The organism is Flagellimonas algicida, from assembly GCF_049629585.1.
Lineage (GTDB): Bacteria > Bacteroidota > Bacteroidia > Flavobacteriales > Flavobacteriaceae > Flagellimonas.
The window spans coordinates 960642-981498 of the sequence record NZ_JBMYIX010000002.1 but is presented as its reverse complement, the minus strand read 5'-3'; the positions used below and the strand labels follow the sequence as shown (position 1 = coordinate 981498).

The window sequence follows — 20857 nt, the reverse complement described above, 5'->3', positions numbered from 1 at the left end:
GCTATTTATTTTTTCGTTTAACCATTTTTCGAACCGATGGGGAAGACGTGAACCAAAGCAGGAAACCACTCAATACCGTAATCAGTCCCAATAAAGAAAACCCCCTGAGCAGTAGGGTATTGAAATCATCCCGTCCTTGATAGTCCATGGTGTGTGTCATCCACAAAAAATCAAACCAACGCCAATCCCTGTGCCGTACCGTTTGAAATGCCCCATTGTTCAGTGCCACATACGCCTTTAATTCTTCAGAAGTCGCATACGAAATTTCATAGGCGGGCAAGGGTCTTCCTCGATACTCGTGATGCGGTCCCACTTCATTGATCTGGACAATGGAGCTGACCTTAAGGTCAGGACGCATATGATCGGCCGCCACTTGTAAGGCCTCTTCTTCACTTACACGTTTCTTTTGTTCCCCAGTTCTGGCATTGAACAACTGTGCCCCATTGATCCAATAATAGGGCTGACCAGCAATCTCCAAAAGTTCCATGGACGCAATCCCGTTGACACCGTTTAGGCTATCCGTTCCCAAAAGATTGGAAAAAGATGTGGCTTTGGGCGGCATTTTTTTGAAATGATCTCCATGGATTTCATCAATATCCGTCCAACTGAAATACATCCCGCTGATCGTCCACATCAGGAATTGAATCCCCAAAAAGATTCCCAAGTACCTGTGGGTCTTTCGAATTTTGATTGCTGTTTGTCTTTTTACCATTATTTAGTCGATTGATTTAGTTCGAAGTCTGAGTGCATTGGCAATGACCGATACAGAGCTAAAGCTCATGGCCAAGGCTGCGATCATGGGAGAGAGCAACAATCCAAAAAATGGATAGAGCACTCCCGCGGCGATAGGAACCCCCAAGGTGTTGTACACCAAGGCAAAGAACAGGTTTTGCTTGATATTGCCCATGACGGCACCACTCAGGTTGAATGCTTTGACAATACCATGCAAATCTCCTTTTACCAAGGTAATGGAGGCACTTTCCATGGCCACATCGGTACCTGTTCCCATGGCAATCCCAACATCACTTTTGGCCAATGCAGGTGCATCATTTATTCCGTCTCCGGCCATGGCCACCACCCTACCTTGGGACTGCAATTCCGATACTTTTTTAAGCTTGTCCTCGGGCAGCATCCCCGCTTCAAAGTCGGACAAATGAAGTTCATTGGCCACGGCTTGGGCCGTATCCCGGTTGTCGCCGGTAAGCATGATCACACTCACACCTTTATCCTGTAGCGCCTTGATGGCCTTTGCACTGGTTTTCTTTATGCGATCCCCAATGACCACATAACCCACCGCTTTTCCATCGATGGCCAAATAGGACACGGTCTTTCCTTGTTTCTGATAGGTTTGTACCTCATTTTCCATGGCTTCGGACACTTCTACGCCTACTTCCTGCATCATCTTACGGTTACCCAAAGCGGTCTTCTTTGCATTTACAGTTCCTTGGACCCCTTTTCCGGTGACAGCTTCAAATCCATCAGCTTTTAAAAAATCAATATTCTTTTCTTTCCCATAGTTCACGGTAGCCTGTGCCAAGGGATGCTCGCTAAGATTGTTCAAGGAAACCATGTATTGCAGAACCGTGTTATCTTCATTACCCCCAAATGTTCCCACTTTTTCAACAGTAGGCTTCCCTTCGGTAATGGTCCCGGTCTTGTCCACAATAAGGGTATCCACCTTGTTCATCCTTTCAAGAGCTTTGGCATTTTTTATGAGTACGCCATTTTGGGCTCCTTTGCCCACGCCTACCATTACAGACATGGGCGTGGCCAATCCAAGGGCACAAGGACAGGCAATGATCAATACGGCGATTGCATTGACCAACGCATATACATAGGCCGGCTCTGGTCCCCAAATGGCCCACACGCCAAAAGTGACCACGGCTATGGCCACAACAATGGGCACAAAATATCCAGATACGGTATCGGCCAATTTCTGGATAGGCGCCCTACTGCGGCTGGCATCGTTCACCATTTTTATGATTTGGGACAATAGGGTGTCCGACCCCACTTTCTCGGTTTTCATCAAGAAGGATGTATTCCCGTTGATGGTACCACTGCTTACCTTATCTCCTTGTTCCTTGTTCACAGGAATGGGTTCGCCCGTGATCATGGACTCATCTATGGCGGTCTGACCTTCCATCACCACGCCATCCACAGGAATCTTTTCCCCGGGCTTTACCCGCAAAATATCCCCTAACTGAATGTCATCGATATGTACTTCCTTCTCTTCCCCATTGACTACTCTGATCGCTTTGTTCGGGGCAAGCTTTAATAGCTCCTTTACGGCAGAATTGGTCTTGCTATGGGCCCTGGCTTCCAATACCTGACCCAAAAGCACCAGTGTAAGGATGACTGTTGCCGCCTCAAAGTACACATGCACTGTTCCAGCTTCTGTTTTGAACTGTTCCGGGAAGAAATCCGGAAATAGCATCCCAAAAACACTAAAAGTCCAAGCCACCCCGGCACCGATACCTATGAGGGTGAACATGTTCAGGTTCCAGGTCTTGATACTTCTGAAGGCCCGTTCAAAAAACATCCAAGTGGCGTAAAAGACCACGGGCAGGGAAAGGGCAAACTGGACCCAGTTCCAATACTTTTGCGGCAACATGGTGTACAATGGGTTGTTGGGCACCATTTCACTCATGGCAATCAAAAAAATGGGCAGGGTAAATGCCAAGGCCAGCCAGAATTTTTTGATCAATTTTTTATACGTTTTCTCCTCTGCTGAAAGATCTGGTTTTTTTGGGACCAAATCCATTCCACAGATGGGACAGCTGCCGGGTTCGTCCCGAATAATTTCCGGGTGCATGGGGCAGGTCCATTGTTCCAAAGAGGAAGCGGATAAATTCTGTTCCTCCACCAAATCCATTCCACAGACCGGACAATCACCGGGCTGGTCATAGGTTTTGTCCCCTTCGCAATGCATGGGGCAGTAAAATACCCCTGTTCCATTTTTCACTTCGGGTTTTTCTTTCGGTTGGGGTGGATGGTGATGACCGGGCATATGGATACCGTACCTTCCCCCATCCTTTTCCAAGGCTTGTTGAAACCGTTCCAAGGGAATATGTTCCTTCATGGTAATCACGGCTTCGGCCTTTTCCAAATTGACCTCAGCGGAAATCACCCCCTCAACCTCGGAAAGGGTTTTCTCCACATGGCCCCTACATCCGTTGCAGGTCATTCCGTGTATGTGATAGGTGTGCTTCATTGTTTTTGTTTTTAAATCGAAACTACCGTATCCTCCGGTCAACTACTTTTACAATTTTGGTTAATTGTTATACAATTTGGTCCCAAGCTTTTCTGTCCCATTGCTGAAGCTTTTGATATTCCCCCATGGACATTCCGGTTATGGCCTTGAACTGTTTGGCCAAATGACTGCCACTGGCATAGTTTAGATCATAGGCAATCTCCGAGAAGGTTTTGTTTCCCATTTGTATCTGTTCCTTGGCCTTTTCAATTTTTAGCCTGATGAAAAACTTTTCAATGGTCATCCCCTCTGTGGCACTGAAGAGTTTACTCAGCACCGAATATTCCTTTTTCATTTTGTCGGACAGATACTCCGAGAGATTCCGGTCCACCCCATGGTTCAAAGCCATGAGTACATGCTTTTTAATTTCTGCGATGCGGGTGTCGTTCGGGTTCTCGATCAACTCAAACCCATTTCTGACCAGAATCCCTCGTATATCATCCATGCGATGCAAGACATCATCCAAGAATTGAATCTCACCCAAATCCATTTTTGCCACGGCAATGTCCGCCTTTTGAAATTCATCTTTCAAAACGCTCTTGCAGCGGTCGCATACCATATTTTTGACTTTAATGATCATATTGGATGGGTAAGGTTTTTAATGTTTAATTATGGGTATGCCCGTCCTTCATGTGCTCCGTATTCAAAACATAAGTCATCCCACAAGTTGGACATTTCCCTTCGGTATCGCTACCGCTGCCCTCGCAATGCATGGGACACACATAGGCTGATGCATATTCCTTGGTTTCCATATCGTTCATGTTGTCCATATCATGCCCTTCATGATCCATAGTCGCTTCCGTTGAAGTTTCTTTGGCCTCTTCTGTTTTTCCCTTACAAGATATGGTCAATACCAATGCTGAGGCAAATGCGATTCCGATAATTGTTCTGATGTTTGTTCTCATTTTTGTTAAAATTAAATTACTTGTTGATTACATAATTGATTAGTGCAGATTGCACATAGTACATCTGCACAGATTGTATTTGATTGAGCTGAAATTTCAATTGCAACTCTTGAATGTCCAGTACATCATTGAAATCAATGGTGCCCGTTTCATAGTTTTTGATGAGGATTTCCTCCGCATCCTTGGCCTGATCCAGATTTTTTGCCTGAATGGTATAGGCAATCCGGGCCTCGTTACGCTGTGAAAGCGCTTTTGCAAAAGTGTTTTCCAACACATTCAACCGTTCCTGCTTTTGCAGTTCAATCTCTTGTTGTCGCAATTGGTTCTGCTTGGTCACGGACTTGAACTTATTGTTGAAAATGGGAATGGAAAGGGTGACCATGGGCATTACAATGTCCTTACCATTGTCGCTAAAACTCATATCGGGCCGTTCCGAAACGGTTACATAGTCCAACCCAAATCCGAGACTTGGGGCATTCTCCTTCTGATTGAGGAGTTCGGATTGCACCACGGATTCATATAATTGATCATACTTGAGGAGTTCCGGGTTCAGGGTCAATGCTTCCTTTTCAAGAATGGGATCTTCCTCCGGGATATCCATTCCATCCACCACCTCAACCGAAATACTTTCATCCCGATTCAATAAATTGTTGAACACGGCCTGTTCCGCGATGTATTGTTGCTGCAATACTTCTTTTTGTTGTTGAAGTTCGTTCTGTCTGATCTGAAGTTTGAGCACATCCACTGCCGAAGCTTTCCCTACCTCCACTGATGTAAGGGCCAAGCGTTCATAGGTGTTGAGCAAGGCAATATTCTCATCGAGTTTCGCCTGGGTAGCCTGCAATGCGTACAATCGGTAATAGGATTGGGCCACGGACAATGCCAATTTACGTTTGGCTATGGCAATTTCCACATACTCGGTCTCCGCCATAGAACTGGCATAGTTTTCACGGGCCGTAATGGTCCCAAACCAGGGCAGCATCTGTGATACTGAAAATCGAGCTCGCTGTGGACCAGTCCGTGTTTCGGGTTCACTTACAAAATAACCCGCACCTATGGTCGTGTTGGGCAAGGTATTCACCTCGCTCACCTTTTCCTTGGCAATGTTGTACCGAAGCTCCAAAGCCTGGATCAATGGATTGTTCTGCTCCGCCTCCTGAAGATATAGCTCCAATGTCTGGGCATTCAGTCCAACCGTCAAAAGGGCAAATGCCATAAAAATGAGATTCTTTTTCATCGATTTTGCATTTTAAGTTGCCATTCGCTTTTCCAACTAAACAATACAGGCACCACAAACAGGGTGATCAATGCGATCAGCATTCCCCCAAAACTGGGAATGGCCATGGGAATCATAATATCACTTCCCCTGCCAGTACTGGTCAACACAGGTAAAAGGGCCAAAATGGTGGTCGCCGTGGTCATTAAACACGGTCTAATACGCTTCTCCCCCGCTTCCAAAACGGATTCCCTGATGGCTTCCAATGAGGTAGGGGTGTTTTTTCGAAAGGTCTGCGTTAAATAGGTGGCCATGACCACCCCATCATCCGTGGCAATTCCAAAAAGGGCAATGAATCCTACCCAAACCGCAACACTCAGGTTAATGGGGTGCATTTGGAAGAGGTCCCGTAGATTTTCACCAAAAAAGCTGAAGTTCAAGAACCAATCCTGGCCATACAGCCATATCATTAAAAACCCACCGGCAAAGGCCACTGCAATCCCTGTGAACACCATCAAGGAAGTGGCTACGGACCTAAATTGGAAATATAGGATGAGGAAAATGATCAATAGGGCCAAGGGCACCACTACAGACAATGTCTTTTCTGCCCGGAGTTGGTTTTCATAGGTCCCTGTAAACTGGTAACTGATTCCCTTGGGCACCACCAACGCACCACTATCAATTTTTTCCAAAATCTTGGCTTGGGCATTTTCCACCACAGCCACTTCCGCAAAACCATCCAGCTTATCAAAAAGAACATAGCCCACCAAAAAGGTATCTTCACTTTTAATGACCTGCGGACCTTGTTCGTATTTGATGGTAACCAATTCGCTCAACGGAACCGGGTTGCCCTTTTCCACCGGCACATAAATATTGCCAATATCTGTTGGATTTTCCCTAAGTTCCCTCGGATAGCGCACCCGAACCCCATAACGTTCCCTTCCTTCAACGGTCTGGGTCAAAGTCATACCGCCAATGGCCACCTCAAGAATTTGCTGTACATCTTCAATGACCACACCGTATCGCACCAATTTTTCACGGTCGATATCAATTAGCAAATAGGGTTTACCCACAATGCGATCGGCAAAAACAGCCTCGTCCTTTACCCCATCAGCTTCTTTGAGGATGGACTCCAACTGCAATCCAAACGCCTCGATTTCTTTCAAATCCTGTCCCTTGACCTTGATTCCCATGGGAGCGCGCATCCCAGTTTGAAGCATTACCAAACGGGTTTCAATAGGCTGCAGTTTGGGGGCCGAAGTAATTCCTGGCAATCGGGTCACCTTTACAATCTCATCCCAAATGTCATCCGGGCTTTTAATCTCTGGACGCCAATTCCTAAAATATTCTCCATCGGAGTCTGGGGTCAGCAGCTTTCTGTCAATCCGCAATGGTTCACTTACATGGGAATTTGTGTAATTCCCTTCATTCTGAACTTTGAGATTGGGATTGGCGGCCACTTTTCCGTTCTTCAACACAAAATACCCATCTTCATTTACCTTAAAACGTTGTGGTGATCCTGATTCATTTTTCTCGTATTCGGAGCGATATTGGATCACATTTTCATACATGGAAAGCGGAGCGGGGTCCAAGGCCGATTCGGTCCTTCCGGATTTTCCCACCACAGTTTCAATCTCCGGGATGGTGGCCACGGCCATATCCAACTGCTGCAACACCCTTTTGTTTTCCTCTACCCCGGCATGCGGGAGCGAGGTGGGCATCAACAGAAAAGAGCCTTCGTTAAGGGAGGGCATAAATTCTTGACCTGTGTTACGCATGATCAAAAACCCGAAGACCACAATCACCGTAGGAATTGAAAGGAAGAGCAGTTTGTTCTCCAAAGCCCACAACAAAATGCGGTGATAGTATTTTCGGAATAGATAGAACACGCCCAACAGTACCCCACAAATCAACCCCACAAAAATTAGGTTAATGGCTATGCTCCTATCAAAGCCAAGGGGGCGCCAATAGGTAGCCAATAGAAATAGTATGGTAGTGATGCAGAGGACCACATTGAGCCATGTAACCTCTTTTTCAGACACCAACTTTTTCAATCTTAAAATGCCCAAAACCCCAAAAGCCATCAAGGTCAGGCCAAGCCATTGTCCAAAAACAACCGCTACAACACCCAAGGTGATAAGCGCTCCGTTCCAAATGTATTTTAGAAGAGGGCCCTGCGGTTTTCTTTTGAAAATGATGGCCGCAAAAGGGGGTATTATGAACAAAGCAACAATTACGGAAGCTGCCAAGGCCATGGTCTTGGTAAATGCCAATGGGCGGAACAATTTCCCCTCTGCCCCTACCATAGTGAATACCGGGATAAAACTGATGAGCGTGGTCAGTACGGCAGTCAATATGGCTCCAGAAACTTCTGATGTGGCATTGTAGACTACCGTATTTATGGGTAGGTTTTGGGTGTTCTCATCCCGATGCCGGATAATGTTTTCGGAAAGGATAACCCCAACATCGACCATGGTACCAATGGCGATGGCAATTCCGGAAAGGGCCACGATATTTGCATCCACCCCAAACAGCTTCATGGAAATGAAGACCATGAGTACCGCTACGGGCAAGAGTCCTGAAATCAATAAGGATGCCCTCAGGTTGAAGACCATTACCACAATCACCAAAATGGTGATCAGTATTTCCAAAGTCAGCGCTTCATTTAAAGTACCCAAGGTTTCTTGGATGAGTTCCGTGCGATCATAAAACGGAACGATGGTCAATTGCGATGTAGTGCCATCCTTTAATTCCTTGGAAGGCAATCCGGCGCTGAGCTCCTTTATTTTCTCCTTTACATTATTGATGACTTCCAAGGGATTGGCCCCATATCGTGCCACCACGGCACCACCGACCACCTCGGCACCTTCCTTGTCCAAAACACCCCTTCGAACCGCCGGCCCCAACGAAACATGGGCAACATCCTGCACTCTTATGGAGGTATAATCCGTTGAAGTGACCACAGCATTTTTAATGTCTTCCAAGGATTTGATGTATCCCAGTCCACGGACCAAATATTCTGCCTTGTTAATTTCCAAGGTCTGTGCCCCAATATCCCGATTGCTTTGCTTTATGGCTTTCACCACTTGATCCAGGCCAATCTTGTACTGTTTCAGCAATTCTGGATTTACATCGATTTGGTATTCCTGCACAAAACCACCTATGGAGGCGACTTCAGAAACTCCACTGGCCGATGACAGGGCATACTTTACATAGTAATCCTGAACGCTTCTCAGTTCCTGTAAATCCCATCCGCCGGTAACATTGCCTTCTTCGTCCCGTCCTTCCAAGGTGTACCAGAAAATCTGTCCCAAAGCAGTGGCATCTGGGCCCAATGCCGGATTTACCCCACTGGGCAAAAGATTACTGGGCAAGGAATTCAGTTTTTCAAGAATACGGCTTCGGCTCCAATAGAATTCCACATCTTCCTCAAAAATGATGTAGATACTGGACAGTCCGAACATGGACGAACTCCGTATCGTCTTTACCCCGGGAATGCCCAACAAGGAAGTGGTCAACGGATAGGTGACCTGATCTTCCATATCTTGGGGTGACCGTCCGGGCCACTGGGTAAACACAATCTGTTGATTTTCCCCAATATCAGGGATGGCATCCACTGCGACAGGGTTCTTGGGAAGAAATCCAGTGTCCCAGTCAAATGGAATGTTCACCGTACCCCAACCTACAAATAGGACTAGAAGTAAAACGGCCACTAATTTGTTCTCTATGAGAAATTTGATGCTCTTGTTCAGCATAAAGGTTTGATTTAAACAATTGGATCAGAAAAAAGTGCATAAATAGGCACGCCCAACCACAAGGGGTCGGGTACAATCAACCAATGTTAAATCAAATGAGGAAAGTCTGATGCAGCACTTGGACGTCCTGTATCAGTGGGGGTGGGGCGTAGTCCCTAAAAGAACTTATTTCCTCCACCTTGTCTTCAAAAAGATAAAAATAGGAATGGACAAAGCTTACCAAAAACAGCTGTTGTCCAACACTAAAATCATCAAAGGAGATTTTTAGGTCATCCTGACCTTGAACCGTAAATGATTCTTCATCGCAGCAAGATTTTTCCATCTCCATGTCCATACCGCAATCATCCGCATGGGCAAAAAAGGAAATATCCTGTACTTTACCCATACAAATATGCTTGTCCACGGTCCAAGAAACCGTTGAGGCCAAGACCAAAAGGGCCATTACAGACGACATAATTTGATGAAAAACCTGTTTCATTTCCCTACAAAACTACAAAATTTGGTGATTTATTGTTTTGTTTAACAGAAGTTTAAAAATACAGTCCAGTAAGTTTATGGCTTTGCATCGGACAAAACCCCTATTCCATACCTTTGCAAAAAATAGATGTATGTTGGCAACCCTTCAACCCAAAGTACTTTCCATCATAACCGATGATTCGAAAACCGTGGACACCCGTTTGGGTGAAATCTGTGAACTATTACGCAGCGAAGTATCCTATTACGATTGGGTCGGGTTTTACTTCAGAAACGGGGATAAAGAAGAATTAAAATTGGGTCCTTACGCAGGTGCACCCACGGACCACACCATTATCCCTTTTGGCAAGGGTATTTGTGGACAAGTGGCGGTGAGCAACCAAAACTTTGTGGTTCCCGATGTGGCCGCACAGGACAACTATATTGCCTGCAGCATTACCGTTAAAGCGGAAATTGTGGTCCCCCTGTTTGTGAATGGGGAAAATGTGGGACAAATCGATATCGATTCCAACACCCCGGACCCCTTTTCCGAGGAGGATGAGCGGTTTTTGGAATTCATCAACAAAAAAGTGGCCGAAATTCTGTAAAACTCCTCCATTTTGTTGATAACCCATTCTACTTTTTAGCAACAAAACAAGTACTTTTGTGGGCTTAAGAAATTGATTTTTAAGATACCCATGAAGACTGCCAAAAAAGCCTCCGCTGCACTGATTTCCGTATTCCACAAAGATGGTTTGGAGCCCATCGTTAAAAAATTGGACGAACTCGGCGTAACCCTCTATTCCACAGGAGGAACCGAAACATTTATCCGCAATCTCGGTATCGATGTGGTACCCGTTGAAGATGTTACCAGCTACCCTTCCATTCTAGGTGGACGGGTGAAGACATTGCACCCTAAAGTGTTCGGCGGCATTTTAAATAGACAGGACAACGAAAGCGACGTGGCCCAAATGCAGGAATTTGACATTCCCCAATTGGACATCGTCATCGTGGACCTCTACCCTTTTGAAAAAACCGTGGCCAGTGGGGCTTCGGAACAAGATATTATCGAAAAAATCGATATCGGCGGTATCTCCTTGATCAGGGCCGCTGCCAAAAATTTCAAGGACGTACTCTGCGTTTCTTCCATGGAAGATTACGAAGACTTCCTCAACGTCATTTCCGAAGGAAACGGCACCACCACGTTGGAAGACCGCAAGCGTTTTGCCGCTAAAGCGTTCAACGTTTCCTCGCATTATGACACGGCCATTTTCAACTATTTCAATGCGGAAAAGGAAGAAACTGTACTCAAAATCAGTGAAACCAAAGGACAAGTGTTGCGCTATGGTGAAAATCCTCACCAGAAAGGATTCTTCTTCGGGGATTTTGATGCCATGTTCACCAAACTGCACGGCAAGGAGCTATCTTACAACAACCTTTTGGATGTGGACGCCGCGGTTAACCTGATGGGGGAATTTGTGAATGATGACCCCACTTTTGCCATTTTAAAACATAACAATGCCTGTGGGCTTGCTACCCGAAGCACCATCAAACAAGCCTATGTGGATGCCTTGGCCGGTGACCCGGTCTCTGCCTTTGGCGGTATTTTGATTTCCAACGTTGAAATTGATGCTCCAACTGCCGAAGAGATTCACAATCTGTTCTGCGAAGTAGTCATTGCACCAAGCTATTCCGATGAGGCGTTGGAAATCCTCAAAGGAAAAAAGAACCGTATCATCCTCGTCCAAAACCAAGTGAGCCTACCAGAGACTTTGGTCCGCACTTGCTTGAATGGATTCTTGGTACAGGACAAAGATTCCAAAACCGATGCAAAAGAGGACTTAAATTCTGTTACGGATAAAAAACCGACCTCGGAAGAAATCGAAGATTTGATTTTCGCTTCCAAATTGTGTAAGCATACCAAGAGTAACACTATTGTTTTGGCCAAGAACAAACAACTGTGCGCCAGTGGAACCGGTCAGACTTCACGTGTGGATGCTTTGAACCAAGCCATCCATAAAGCAGGGTCGTTCAATTTCGATTTAAAGGGTGCCGTAATGGCCAGTGACGCCTTTTTCCCTTTCCCCGATTGTGTTGAGATTGCAGACAAGGCAGGTATTAAAAGTGTCATCCAACCCGGGGGATCCATCAAAGATCAATTGAGCATTGATTATTGCAATGAAAACGGAATGGCCATGGTAATGACAGGCACACGGCATTTTAAACATTAATTTTAGTACATTAGCCGGTAATTTTTTACCGTTAATCCGAAAATAAACGCTTTTTATGGGATTTTTTGATTTCATGACCGAGGAAATTGCCATTGACCTTGGTACTGCAAATACCCTGATCATCCACTTGGATAAGGTGGTGGTGGACAGCCCTTCCATTGTGGCAAGGGATCGCGTGTCTGGAAAAATCATCGCGGTGGGGCGCGAAGCCAACATGATGCAGGGGAAAACCCATGAAAACATAAAGACCATACGACCGTTGAAGGACGGGGTTATCGCCGACTTTGATGCTTCGGAAAAGATGATCAATATGTTCATCAAGAACATTCCGGCCTTAAAGAAAAAATGGTTCCCGCCTGCATTGCGAATGGTCATTTGCATCCCTTCCGGTATCACCGAAGTGGAGATGCGAGCGGTTCGGGAATCTGCGGAAAGGGTAAATGGCAAGGAAGTATACCTTATCCATGAGCCCATGGCCGCAGCCATTGGTATTGGATTGGATATTATGCAGCCCAAAGGAAACATGATCGTTGACATCGGTGGGGGTACCACCGAGATTGCGGTAATTGCCTTGGGGGGTATTGTCTGTGATAAATCGGTGAAAATTGCGGGCGATGTGTTCACCAACGACATTATTTATTACATGCGTACCCAACATAACCTCTATGTGGGGGAAACTACCGCTGAAGCTATTAAAATTGAGATTGGATCGGCCACTGAGGACCTCAAATCCCCCCCAGAGGACAAGTCCATTCAAGGAAGGGACCTATTGACCGGAAAACCCAAACAAGTTCAGGTTTCCTATCGAGAAATAGCCAAAGCCTTGGACAAAAGTATTTTACGGGTTGAAGATGCTGTAATGGAAACACTATCACAAACCCCTCCCGAGCTTGCCGCCGATATTTACAACACCGGAATTTATTTGGCCGGTGGTGGTTCCATGCTCCGTGGATTGGACAGAAGACTTTCCCAAAAAACAGACCTTCCCGTATATATTGCGGAAGACCCCTTGCGAGCCGTAGTTCGCGGAACGGGAATTGCGCTGAAAAATTTGGAACGCTATAAAAGCATCTTGATCAAATAATTGGACCATATTGGGTTCCAATCCGCTTAAGGGCGTTTAAACTTTCATAACGATACGATTGCATGCAACGGATCATCAATTTTGTTTTACGCAATAGAAATGCCTTCCTATATGGTTTTCTCCTGCTTATTTCATTGGTGATCACCATTAGATCGCATTCCTATCATCAATCCAAGTTTTTTAACTCCTCCAAATGGTTGACGGGCAATGTGTATGGCTCGGCTGCTGATATTTCATCCTATTTTGGACTTCGGGAAGAGAACAATAGATTGGTTCGTGAAAATGAGCAGCTGCGAAAAATGCTGTTTAACATGAAAGTTGACAGTGTACAGCCCTTGGATTCTACATTGACAGCTTACGAAGTTCTCAGTGCCCGACTGATCAAGAACAGCTTTACCTCCCCTAGAAATTATATTACCATTGATAAAGGGGAAAACCAAGGGGTAAAACAGGATATGGGGGTGATTACCACCAAAGGCATTTTGGGCATTGTTGAAAATGTATCCTCAAATTTTGCAACGGTACAAAGTCTACTCAACACCAAATCCAACATCAACGCCAAGATCAAGCACTCCGACTATTTTGGGTCACTGGTCTGGGAAGGTGAGGATTATACCATTGCGCAATTGGTGGACATCCCCCGATTGGTACCACTGGTAGTGGGCGATACCATTGTTACTGGTGGCATGTCCAGTATATTTCCTGAAAACATTCCCATTGGGACCATCAAAAAATACGATCTTAACACGGCAGGCAGTTTTTATAATATTGATGTGGAACTGTTCAATGATATGGCCAACATAAAGAATGTGTATCTTATAGAGAACAAAAACAAGGAGGAAATAAAAGCATTGGAGGCGCGCACCCTAAATGAATAACACCGTATTTTTAAATAGTCTTCGGTTTGTATTGCTCATATTGGCCCAGGTATTGATTTTCAATGCCATGAACTTTATGGACAGCATCAATCCCTTGGTCTATGTGATTTTCTTTTATTGGTACCCCATCAAGGGAAACCGCACCTTGTTCATGCTCATTTCTTTTTTATTGGGATTGATTATCGACATTTTTTCGGACACCATGGCCCTGAATGCCATTGCTTCCTTGACCGTTGCCTACGCCAGACCCGTGATAATGCGTTTTTGTTTTGGAGTGAACTATGAGTTCCAGAACTTCAGTTTTAAAAACACCACCAAGGTTCAACGTATTACCTTTATGGCCCTGTTGATATTGATCCATCAACTTGTTTTCTTTTCGTTGGAAATTTTAAGTTTTACCCACATCCTTTTAATTTTGAAAAAAGTTTTTGCCACAGGTCTTGTAACTTTGGTACTATGTACACTCTTTAGTTCTCTTTTTAGCCCTACAAGCGAATAAAAAAGACAATGTCACGTTGAACTATAGAGGTTTAGACCTTAAACCATTTTGTCCATGAAAAAACTGCTACTATCTTCCGTGGTCATCTTAATAGGATTTACCTTTTTAGGCAGACTCTCCTATTTGCAGCTTTTTCGTTTTTCTCCCGATCAAATATTGGATGATCCCGCCATTAAAAAAATCTACGACTATCCTGAACGGGGATATATCTATGATCGAAATGGGGAACTCATGGTGGGCAATCAGCCTGCCTATGATGTCATGGTGATTCCACGGGAGGTAAAACCTTTGGACACTTTGGAATTTTGTGGGCTTTTGGGCATTGAAAAGGCTGTCTTTTTAGACAAAATGGAGAAAGCAAAAACCTATTCCCCAAGACTTCCCTCCGTATTGGTTCCCCAGCTTTCCAAAGAGGACTATGCCCGGCTCCAGGAAAAAATGCGTCATTATGCAGGGTTTTATATTCAAAAGCGTTCCTTGCGCTATTATGCCACCAACAGTGCCGCCAATGTATTGGGATACATTAGTGAGGTAAATGAATGGGAACTCAAGAACAATCCCAACTATGTGGCCGGAGAACTAAAAGGACACACCGGTGTTGAAAAACAATATGAAGAGGTTTTAAGGGGTCGAAAAGGAGTAAAACACATTCAGAAAGACCGTTTTAACCGCGATATTGGCCCTTATAAAAGCGGAAAACTGGACACCCTCCCCGAACAAGGCAAGGAAATCCATATCACCTTGGACAAAAAGCTTCAGGAATATGGGGAAAGACTCATGCACGGTAAGCATGGTGGCATAGTTGCCATAGAACCCAAGTCCGGTGAAATCTTGGCCATGATATCCGGCCCCACTTACGACCCAGCCCTTTTGGTGGGAAGAGAGCGCTCCAAAAATTATAGCAAGCTCCACTACGATACCATTTCCAAACCTACGTGGGACCGTTCCATTTTGGCGCAACAATCCCCTGGGTCACCGTTTAAAACCTTGAATGCCTTGGTTGGATTACAAGAGGGGGTTATAGAGCCGAATACCAAATTTCGGTGTTACCATGGTTTTTATGTGGGCAACACACTCCGTGGCTGTCATTGTGGTGGTGGAGTACGCGATTTAAATTCAGGAATCCAACAATCCTGTAACGCCTATTTTGCTGGGGTTTTTAGAAAAATCTATGATAAATACCGCACCACGGATGAGGGCATGGACGTATGGGAAAAACATATGAAGAGTTTTGGCCTGGGCAATTATCTGGGAACAGACCTGCCCACGGGCGCACCCGGTAGGATTCCCGATAAAGCCTACTATGACAAATGGTACGGGGATGGCAGATGGGCCGCATCCACCATTATTTCCAATTCCATAGGGCAAGGCGAGATTGCCGCCACACCATTACAATTGGCCAATATGACCGCAGCCATTGCCAACCGAGGCTATTTCTACACTCCCCATGTCATCAAAAATATTGGAAATTCGGGAGCCATCGACCCCAAATACACTGAACCCCATTACACGACCATAGATCGCAAACATTTTGACCCTGTTATCGAGGGCATGGCCAATGTATACAAATATGGAACTGCCCGGTGGATACAGATTCCAGATGTTGAAATAGCTGGAAAAACTGGGACCGTTGAAAATTTCATACGGGTTGATGGTGAACGCATGCAGCTCACGGACCATTCTGTTTTTGTGGCCTTTGCTCCTGTGGAAAACCCTCAGATTGCCTTGGCGGTATATATTGAAAATGGGTATTATGGTGCACGCTACGCCGGTCATATTGCCTCCCTACTTATTGAAAAATATATCAAGGGTGAAATCACGCGAAAAGATTTGGAGAAACGCATGCTGGAAAAGACCTTGGAACACGAATATGCAAAACCATATAGTGGAGAACCTTTCAAGATAAACGAATATGTTTGGTAGAGGGGTTTTTGGAAGGATAGACTGGATCACTATCATTCTTTATGCACTTTTGGTCTTTATAGGATGGATCAATATTTATTCCACCTCCTTAACGGATCAAAGCACTTCCATTTTTGACTTTTCCACGCTTTACGGGAAGCAACTCTTCTTTATAGGGGTATCCCTTTTAGGGATAATCTTGGTTCTTTTTGTGGAATCCAACTTTTTTGAGCGCTTTTCCTCCATTTTTTATGTTGTATCCATATTGCTATTAGCAGGACTCTTTGTTTTTGGGAAGACCATCGCCGGGGCCACATCATGGTATAACCTTGGTTTTTTCAACCTTCAGCCTTCAGAGTTGGGAAAGGTGGCAACTGCACTGGCATTGGCCAAATTCTTGAGCGATATACAGACCGATATCAGAACCCGGAAACACCAAATGTATGCCTTGGTCATCATATTGCTACCGGCTTTTCTCATTTTGCCACAACCCGATCCCGGGAGCGCCTTGATCTACTTTGCCTTCTTTTTTGTGCTTTTCCGTGAAGGGTTCCCCCTGTATTATCTCGGTATTTTACTATTCATTGTAGTACTCTTTGTTTCCACCCTCATGTTTGGAACGGTATGGGTCACTATTGGCATGATCGTCATCACCTTGTTGGTGTATACTTTTAAAAAGGCATCACTCAAGATTCCACTGCTACCGGTACTGGGGGTCATTATCATATCCACATTGTTTTCCCTCTCGGTGAACTTTGTATACGAGAATGTATTTGAACAGCGCCATCGTGATCGTTTCACGCTGTGGTTGGGTCTGGAAAAAGATGAAAAAAAACTGGAGGAAATTCGAAAGACCATTGGTTACAACACCTATCAATCTGAAAAGGCCATAGAATCTGGAGGTTTCTTTGGCAAGGGCTTTTTGGAAGGCACCCGGACCAAAGGAGATTTTGTCCCCGAGCAGCATACGGATTATATTTTCAGTTCCGTAGGTGAGGAATGGGGCTTTTTGGGAACTGCAACCGTAATATTGTTGTTTTCCGTTTTCTTTTTACGATTGATCTATATCGCTGAGCGACAAAAAAGTGATTTTAGCCGCATGTACGGGTATGGAGTCATTTCCATTCTGGTGTTCCACTATTTTATAAATATTGGCATGGTGATCGGACTCTTGCCCACTATTGGGGTACCTCTACCGTTTTTCAGCTATGGGGGTTCCGGGCTTATCTTCTTTACCATGCTACTCTTTATCTTTTTGAAATTGGACTCCAACCGCTTAAAGGACGGTATTTAAAAGTCCCACCCTTCTGCATCAATCTCATGCTCACGGGCATCTTGCCACGTTTTGGGTTGTTGTGCAAAAAAATCCAATCCCGTTTTTTCCTCCAATACGTCAATGGGAACCAAAAAGGTCTGCAACGGTGCGTTGCTTTCCTTATTGGGAATCAAAAAGGCAAGCACTCCTCTGGAATCATCTTTTGTATTGAGCACAATTTTATAGAATGCCTGGGGTACATCCACATCTTCTTCCCCAATCTCCTCAAGATCTTTCTCCAAAATACCCCCTGTGACCACAAATAAATCCCCGTGTTTTTTACACCATCTCCTTACCTGTTGTTCCAAACGGTTCCAGACGCCCGCGTTAAAATCCCTATCCTGTGGACTTATATTACTGGTATAAAAGGTCTCGTTATATGCATACTCCGAAAAGCGTCTGTCCCCTGCAGGGCACAAGTGTCCACGGTCATACCCAGACCCTCTATAATTCTTCCAATCTGCAGACTTGGTCCTAACTTCGGGGTCTTCTATAAAATAAGGTCGTTTTCTATCATCATAGGTCAAATGCTCCCTTTTAAGCTCATACGCCACCCACTCGGCCTGCTCATGGGGCTCGCTGTACGAAAGGGAGAAATACTGGTGATGGACCACATCCCCTGAAGTTGAGCTTGGAAAAAGAATTCCATTTGTTTTCTCGCCATTTTTGTTTGGGTCTGTGTATGTGGCGGGGGTGTAAAAATTCTCAAACACCCAAAATCCTATCACACAGATGGCCAAAAGAAGGGCATAAACAGTCTTGTTTTTCATTCTATTGATTTCACCACAAAGTTGAACAATAATTTATCATCCAAAAAATGAAGGAGAGCTTGCTGATTGATGTTTAACTTGATAATCGATAATTCCCCTTCGGAACCTGTAGTTTAATCCACTTCAAATGAAATAACAACTTCTTGAAGTCATTGACCAAGAAGACTTTTACATGCTACAGCGTACCATAAAACATAAAAGCCGACCCAAATGGGTCGGCTTTTATATCTATTTATAATTTTTATTATCCTTTTACGCTGGCCAATTTGCGCTCATTGTTCTTAATATTGTTCATTTTAAGGTCTTTGAGTACATTAACGGCTTCTTCCACATAAATATCCTTGGCCAGACTCTTGTGCCATCTATCCCTTTTCTCCCGCAAAACGGAATCTTGGGTGAACAACTCGGTTTCATACTCCAAGGACTCAAAAGCCAATTTGGAATCATAATCCCTTAAGGTCTTGAAGCTTTCGGAGCGTTTCTTTGCTTCATTTTCCCTACCGATATAGGTGTCATAATTCAAAGAAATTACAGTTTCATCCTGTTGCTCCTTCAACCATTTGGCATTCTCTTCGATAAGTTTGATCTGGGCATTGTTTTCCATCCGCTTTTTACTATTGGCAACGGTGGTCTCAAAATCGATGTAACCATCCCACACCTTGTAGTCGGCCGGAGTGATCTTATCCCAACCCAATGGGTTTTCCTGATCTCTTTCTCCCAAATCAATATAGCTGTACCTGTCCGGAACAACGATATCACTCTTTACCCCTTCCAATTGGGTAGAGCCTCCATTGATGCGATAGAATTTTTGGGTGGTCAATTTTATGGCTCCCAAATCACCATGCTCGTTGCTTCGCACAATGTTGTCCAAAGGAATCACATTCTGAACGGTTCCCTTACCAAAGGTCTGCTTGCTTCCTATGATCACGGCACGCTTGTAATCCTGCATGGCCGCGGCCAAAATTTCGGATGCTGAAGCGGATAGTTCATTGACGAGAATCACCAATGGTCCATCCCATTGGATGCGCTCATCCTTATCTTCATGTACTTCTTTACGCTGACCTGAGGAACGTACTTGGACTATAGGTCCGTCCTTGATGAACAACCCGGCCATTTCCACCACGGTTTTCAAAGATCCACCACCATTGTCTCTTAGATCGAGAACAATTCCTTCTGCTCCTGCTTCTTTGAGTCGCTCCACTTCCTTGGCCACATCGGTTGCGGCATTTCTTTCTGTATAGTCCTCAAAATCGATATAAAACTTGGGTAAGTTGATAAGCCCAAACTTGTGGGCATCATCTGTCTTTATGGTCGCTGATTTGGCATAGGATTCTTCCAACTCCACAACATCCCTGACAATGGACACCACTTCAATGGTCCCATCGACCCTTCTTACGGTAAGGTCCACAATGGTCCCTTTGGGGCCCTTGATCAGTTTAATGGCGTCATCAAGGCGCATTCCCACAATATCAATGGGTTCTTCGCCATCTTGCCCTACTTTTAGGATTTCATCCCCTACTTCCAAGGTTTGATCTCTCCAAACAGGTCCTCCTGAAATGATCTCTACAATTTTTGCGCCTTCAGGTCTTTTTTGCAAACGGGCCCCGATACCTTCAAACTTACCGGACATCCCAATATCAAAACGCTCTTTTTCTTCTGGAGCGAAGTAAAAGGTATGTGGATCAAACTCTTCCACTATGGTGTTGATGTACTGCACAAACCAATCTTTCCTTTCCAAATCACCCACAAAATCGAAGAACTCATCCAAGGTGTTCTTGGTATTTTCACGTGCCTCTTCCTCCGTAAGTGCTCTGTCCACTGAAGTTGGAATCTCGTTGTATTTGACCAAAACATCTGCCGAAGCTTGGGGACCATCCCCTTGTGTGGCATCGGAAATACGATTCTCCACCTTGTTTTCAAAAACGGCCAAGGTGTTGTATTTAAGTTGTTTTCTCCAACGTTCCTTGAGCTGTTTTTTATTGGCGGCAAACTCTTGCTTGTCATATTCAATGTCAATCACCTCGTCAAGGGTATAGTCGAATGGTTCGGCAAGTACTTCCTTATAAATCTCCTTGGCCTCGTTCATCCGTACCATCAAACGTTGATACACCACATTGAAAAAAGTGATGTCCGTATTCCTGATCTCATCATCGATCATAAATCGGTACTTTTCAAATTCCCTGACATCACTTTCCAGGAAATACCTTTTTGTGGGGTCTATGATATCTATAAAATCATCAAAAACATTGGAGCTAAAGGTATCGTCCAGATCTTTGGGCTCATAATGGCCCCGCTCCAAGACATAGGTAATCAAATCCAACAGTAATTTGTCCTTGTCATCGCTCTCAAAAGACTTATTGGTAAAGCTACAAGAGGCGACAGCTACAAGTATCACCAAAAGTGCCAAAACGAAGTTCTTCTTCATAATATGTTTTTATCGGACCGAAACTATCCGACCATAATAGGCTGGGTTTAGATTGCGGTTTCCGTCGTTTTTAATTGTATGAATTCCCTAAGATACTGAAAAAACCGTGCCAGTTCCTTACAGGTCCGCTTAATTTTTTGTTAAACGGTCGGGGCCTCATATCCTTATGAAAAA

General features: G+C 44.7%; 16 protein-coding genes. 7 read left to right on the top strand and 9 right to left on the bottom strand.

The window, feature by feature from the left end; translation table 11 throughout:
* Window position 1: 1 nt before the first annotated feature.
* The 7 genes from ACPD8L_RS13265 to ACPD8L_RS13235 form a co-directional block, all read right to left on the bottom strand.
* Window positions 2-712, bottom strand: coding sequence for a PepSY domain-containing protein (locus tag ACPD8L_RS13265; RefSeq protein ID WP_421810129.1), 711 nt, complete (start codon window positions 710-712; stop codon window positions 2-4).
* A gap of 3 nt (window positions 713-715) precedes the next feature.
* Entirely contained in the window at window positions 716-3211 is a 2496-nt protein-coding gene (locus tag ACPD8L_RS13260; RefSeq protein ID WP_421810130.1) for a heavy metal translocating P-type ATPase, read from the bottom strand.
* A 67-nt stretch (window positions 3212-3278) separates the two neighbouring features.
* A complete protein-coding gene (locus tag ACPD8L_RS13255) occupies window positions 3279-3830 on the bottom strand; it encodes a helix-turn-helix domain-containing protein (RefSeq protein ID WP_421810131.1) in 552 nt (183 codons plus the stop codon).
* 25 nt (window positions 3831-3855) lie between these two features.
* Window positions 3856-4155, bottom strand: a complete 300-nt coding sequence (locus ACPD8L_RS13250) for a heavy metal-binding domain-containing protein (protein ID WP_421810132.1) — start codon at window positions 4153-4155, stop codon at window positions 3856-3858.
* 16 nt (window positions 4156-4171) lie between these two features.
* Window positions 4172-5392: a TolC family protein gene (locus tag ACPD8L_RS13245; protein WP_423943761.1), complete on the bottom strand. Its 1221-nt coding sequence runs from the start codon at window positions 5390-5392 to the stop codon at window positions 4172-4174.
* On the bottom strand, window positions 5389-9126 hold the full coding sequence (locus tag ACPD8L_RS13240; protein ID WP_423943759.1) for an efflux RND transporter permease subunit: 3738 nt from the start codon (window positions 9124-9126) through the stop codon (window positions 5389-5391). The genes ACPD8L_RS13245 and ACPD8L_RS13240 overlap by 4 nt, the downstream gene beginning before the upstream one ends.
* Window positions 9127-9217: 91 nt before the next feature.
* Window positions 9218-9580, bottom strand: coding sequence for an HYC_CC_PP family protein (locus tag ACPD8L_RS13235; RefSeq protein ID WP_421810135.1), 363 nt, complete (start codon window positions 9578-9580; stop codon window positions 9218-9220).
* A gap of 154 nt (window positions 9581-9734) precedes the next feature.
* On the opposite strand from ACPD8L_RS13235, the gene ACPD8L_RS13230 reads away from it, so the two are divergent.
* The 7 genes from ACPD8L_RS13230 (at window position 9735) to rodA (ending at window position 17467) form a co-directional block, all read left to right on the top strand.
* Window positions 9735-10187 carry a GAF domain-containing protein gene (locus tag ACPD8L_RS13230; protein WP_423943758.1) on the top strand — a complete coding sequence of 151 codons (453 nt, stop codon included), beginning with the start codon at window positions 9735-9737 and terminating at the stop codon, window positions 10185-10187.
* A gap of 90 nt (window positions 10188-10277) precedes the next feature.
* Window positions 10278-11810, top strand: coding sequence for a bifunctional phosphoribosylaminoimidazolecarboxamide formyltransferase/IMP cyclohydrolase (gene purH, locus ACPD8L_RS13225; protein ID WP_423943756.1), 1533 nt, complete (start codon window positions 10278-10280; stop codon window positions 11808-11810).
* Window positions 11811-11865: 55 nt separating this feature from the next.
* Window positions 11866-12894, top strand: coding sequence for a rod shape-determining protein (locus ACPD8L_RS13220; protein WP_116216229.1), 1029 nt, complete (start codon window positions 11866-11868; stop codon window positions 12892-12894).
* A 62-nt stretch (window positions 12895-12956) separates the two neighbouring features.
* Entirely contained in the window at window positions 12957-13772 is an 816-nt protein-coding gene (gene mreC, locus ACPD8L_RS13215; protein WP_293304422.1) for a rod shape-determining protein MreC, read from the top strand.
* Window positions 13765-14271 carry a rod shape-determining protein MreD gene (locus ACPD8L_RS13210; protein WP_116216231.1) on the top strand — a complete coding sequence of 169 codons (507 nt, stop codon included), beginning with the start codon at window positions 13765-13767 and terminating at the stop codon, window positions 14269-14271. Before mreC ends, ACPD8L_RS13210 begins: the two co-directional genes overlap by 8 nt.
* Window positions 14272-14325: 54 nt before the next feature.
* The gene (locus tag ACPD8L_RS13205) at window positions 14326-16194 is read left to right on the top strand and encodes a peptidoglycan D,D-transpeptidase FtsI family protein (protein ID WP_423943753.1); all 1869 of its coding nucleotides are present in this window, start codon (window positions 14326-14328) and stop codon (window positions 16192-16194) included.
* Window positions 16184-17467 carry a rod shape-determining protein RodA gene (rodA, locus tag ACPD8L_RS13200; protein ID WP_116216233.1) on the top strand — a complete coding sequence of 428 codons (1284 nt, stop codon included), beginning with the start codon at window positions 16184-16186 and terminating at the stop codon, window positions 17465-17467. Before ACPD8L_RS13205 ends, rodA begins: the two co-directional genes overlap by 11 nt.
* Here rodA and ACPD8L_RS13195 read toward each other — a convergent pair.
* Both ACPD8L_RS13195 and ACPD8L_RS13190 read right to left on the bottom strand, forming a co-directional pair.
* Window positions 17464-18258 (bottom strand): DNA/RNA non-specific endonuclease, encoded by a 795-nt coding sequence (locus tag ACPD8L_RS13195; RefSeq protein WP_421810140.1) that lies wholly within the window; start codon window positions 18256-18258, stop codon window positions 17464-17466. The genes rodA and ACPD8L_RS13195 overlap by 4 nt on opposite strands.
* Window positions 18259-18502: 244 nt before the next feature.
* The gene (locus tag ACPD8L_RS13190; RefSeq protein WP_423943751.1) at window positions 18503-20683 is read right to left on the bottom strand and encodes a carboxy terminal-processing peptidase; all 2181 of its coding nucleotides are present in this window, start codon (window positions 20681-20683) and stop codon (window positions 18503-18505) included.
* Window positions 20684-20857 lie beyond the last annotated feature (174 nt).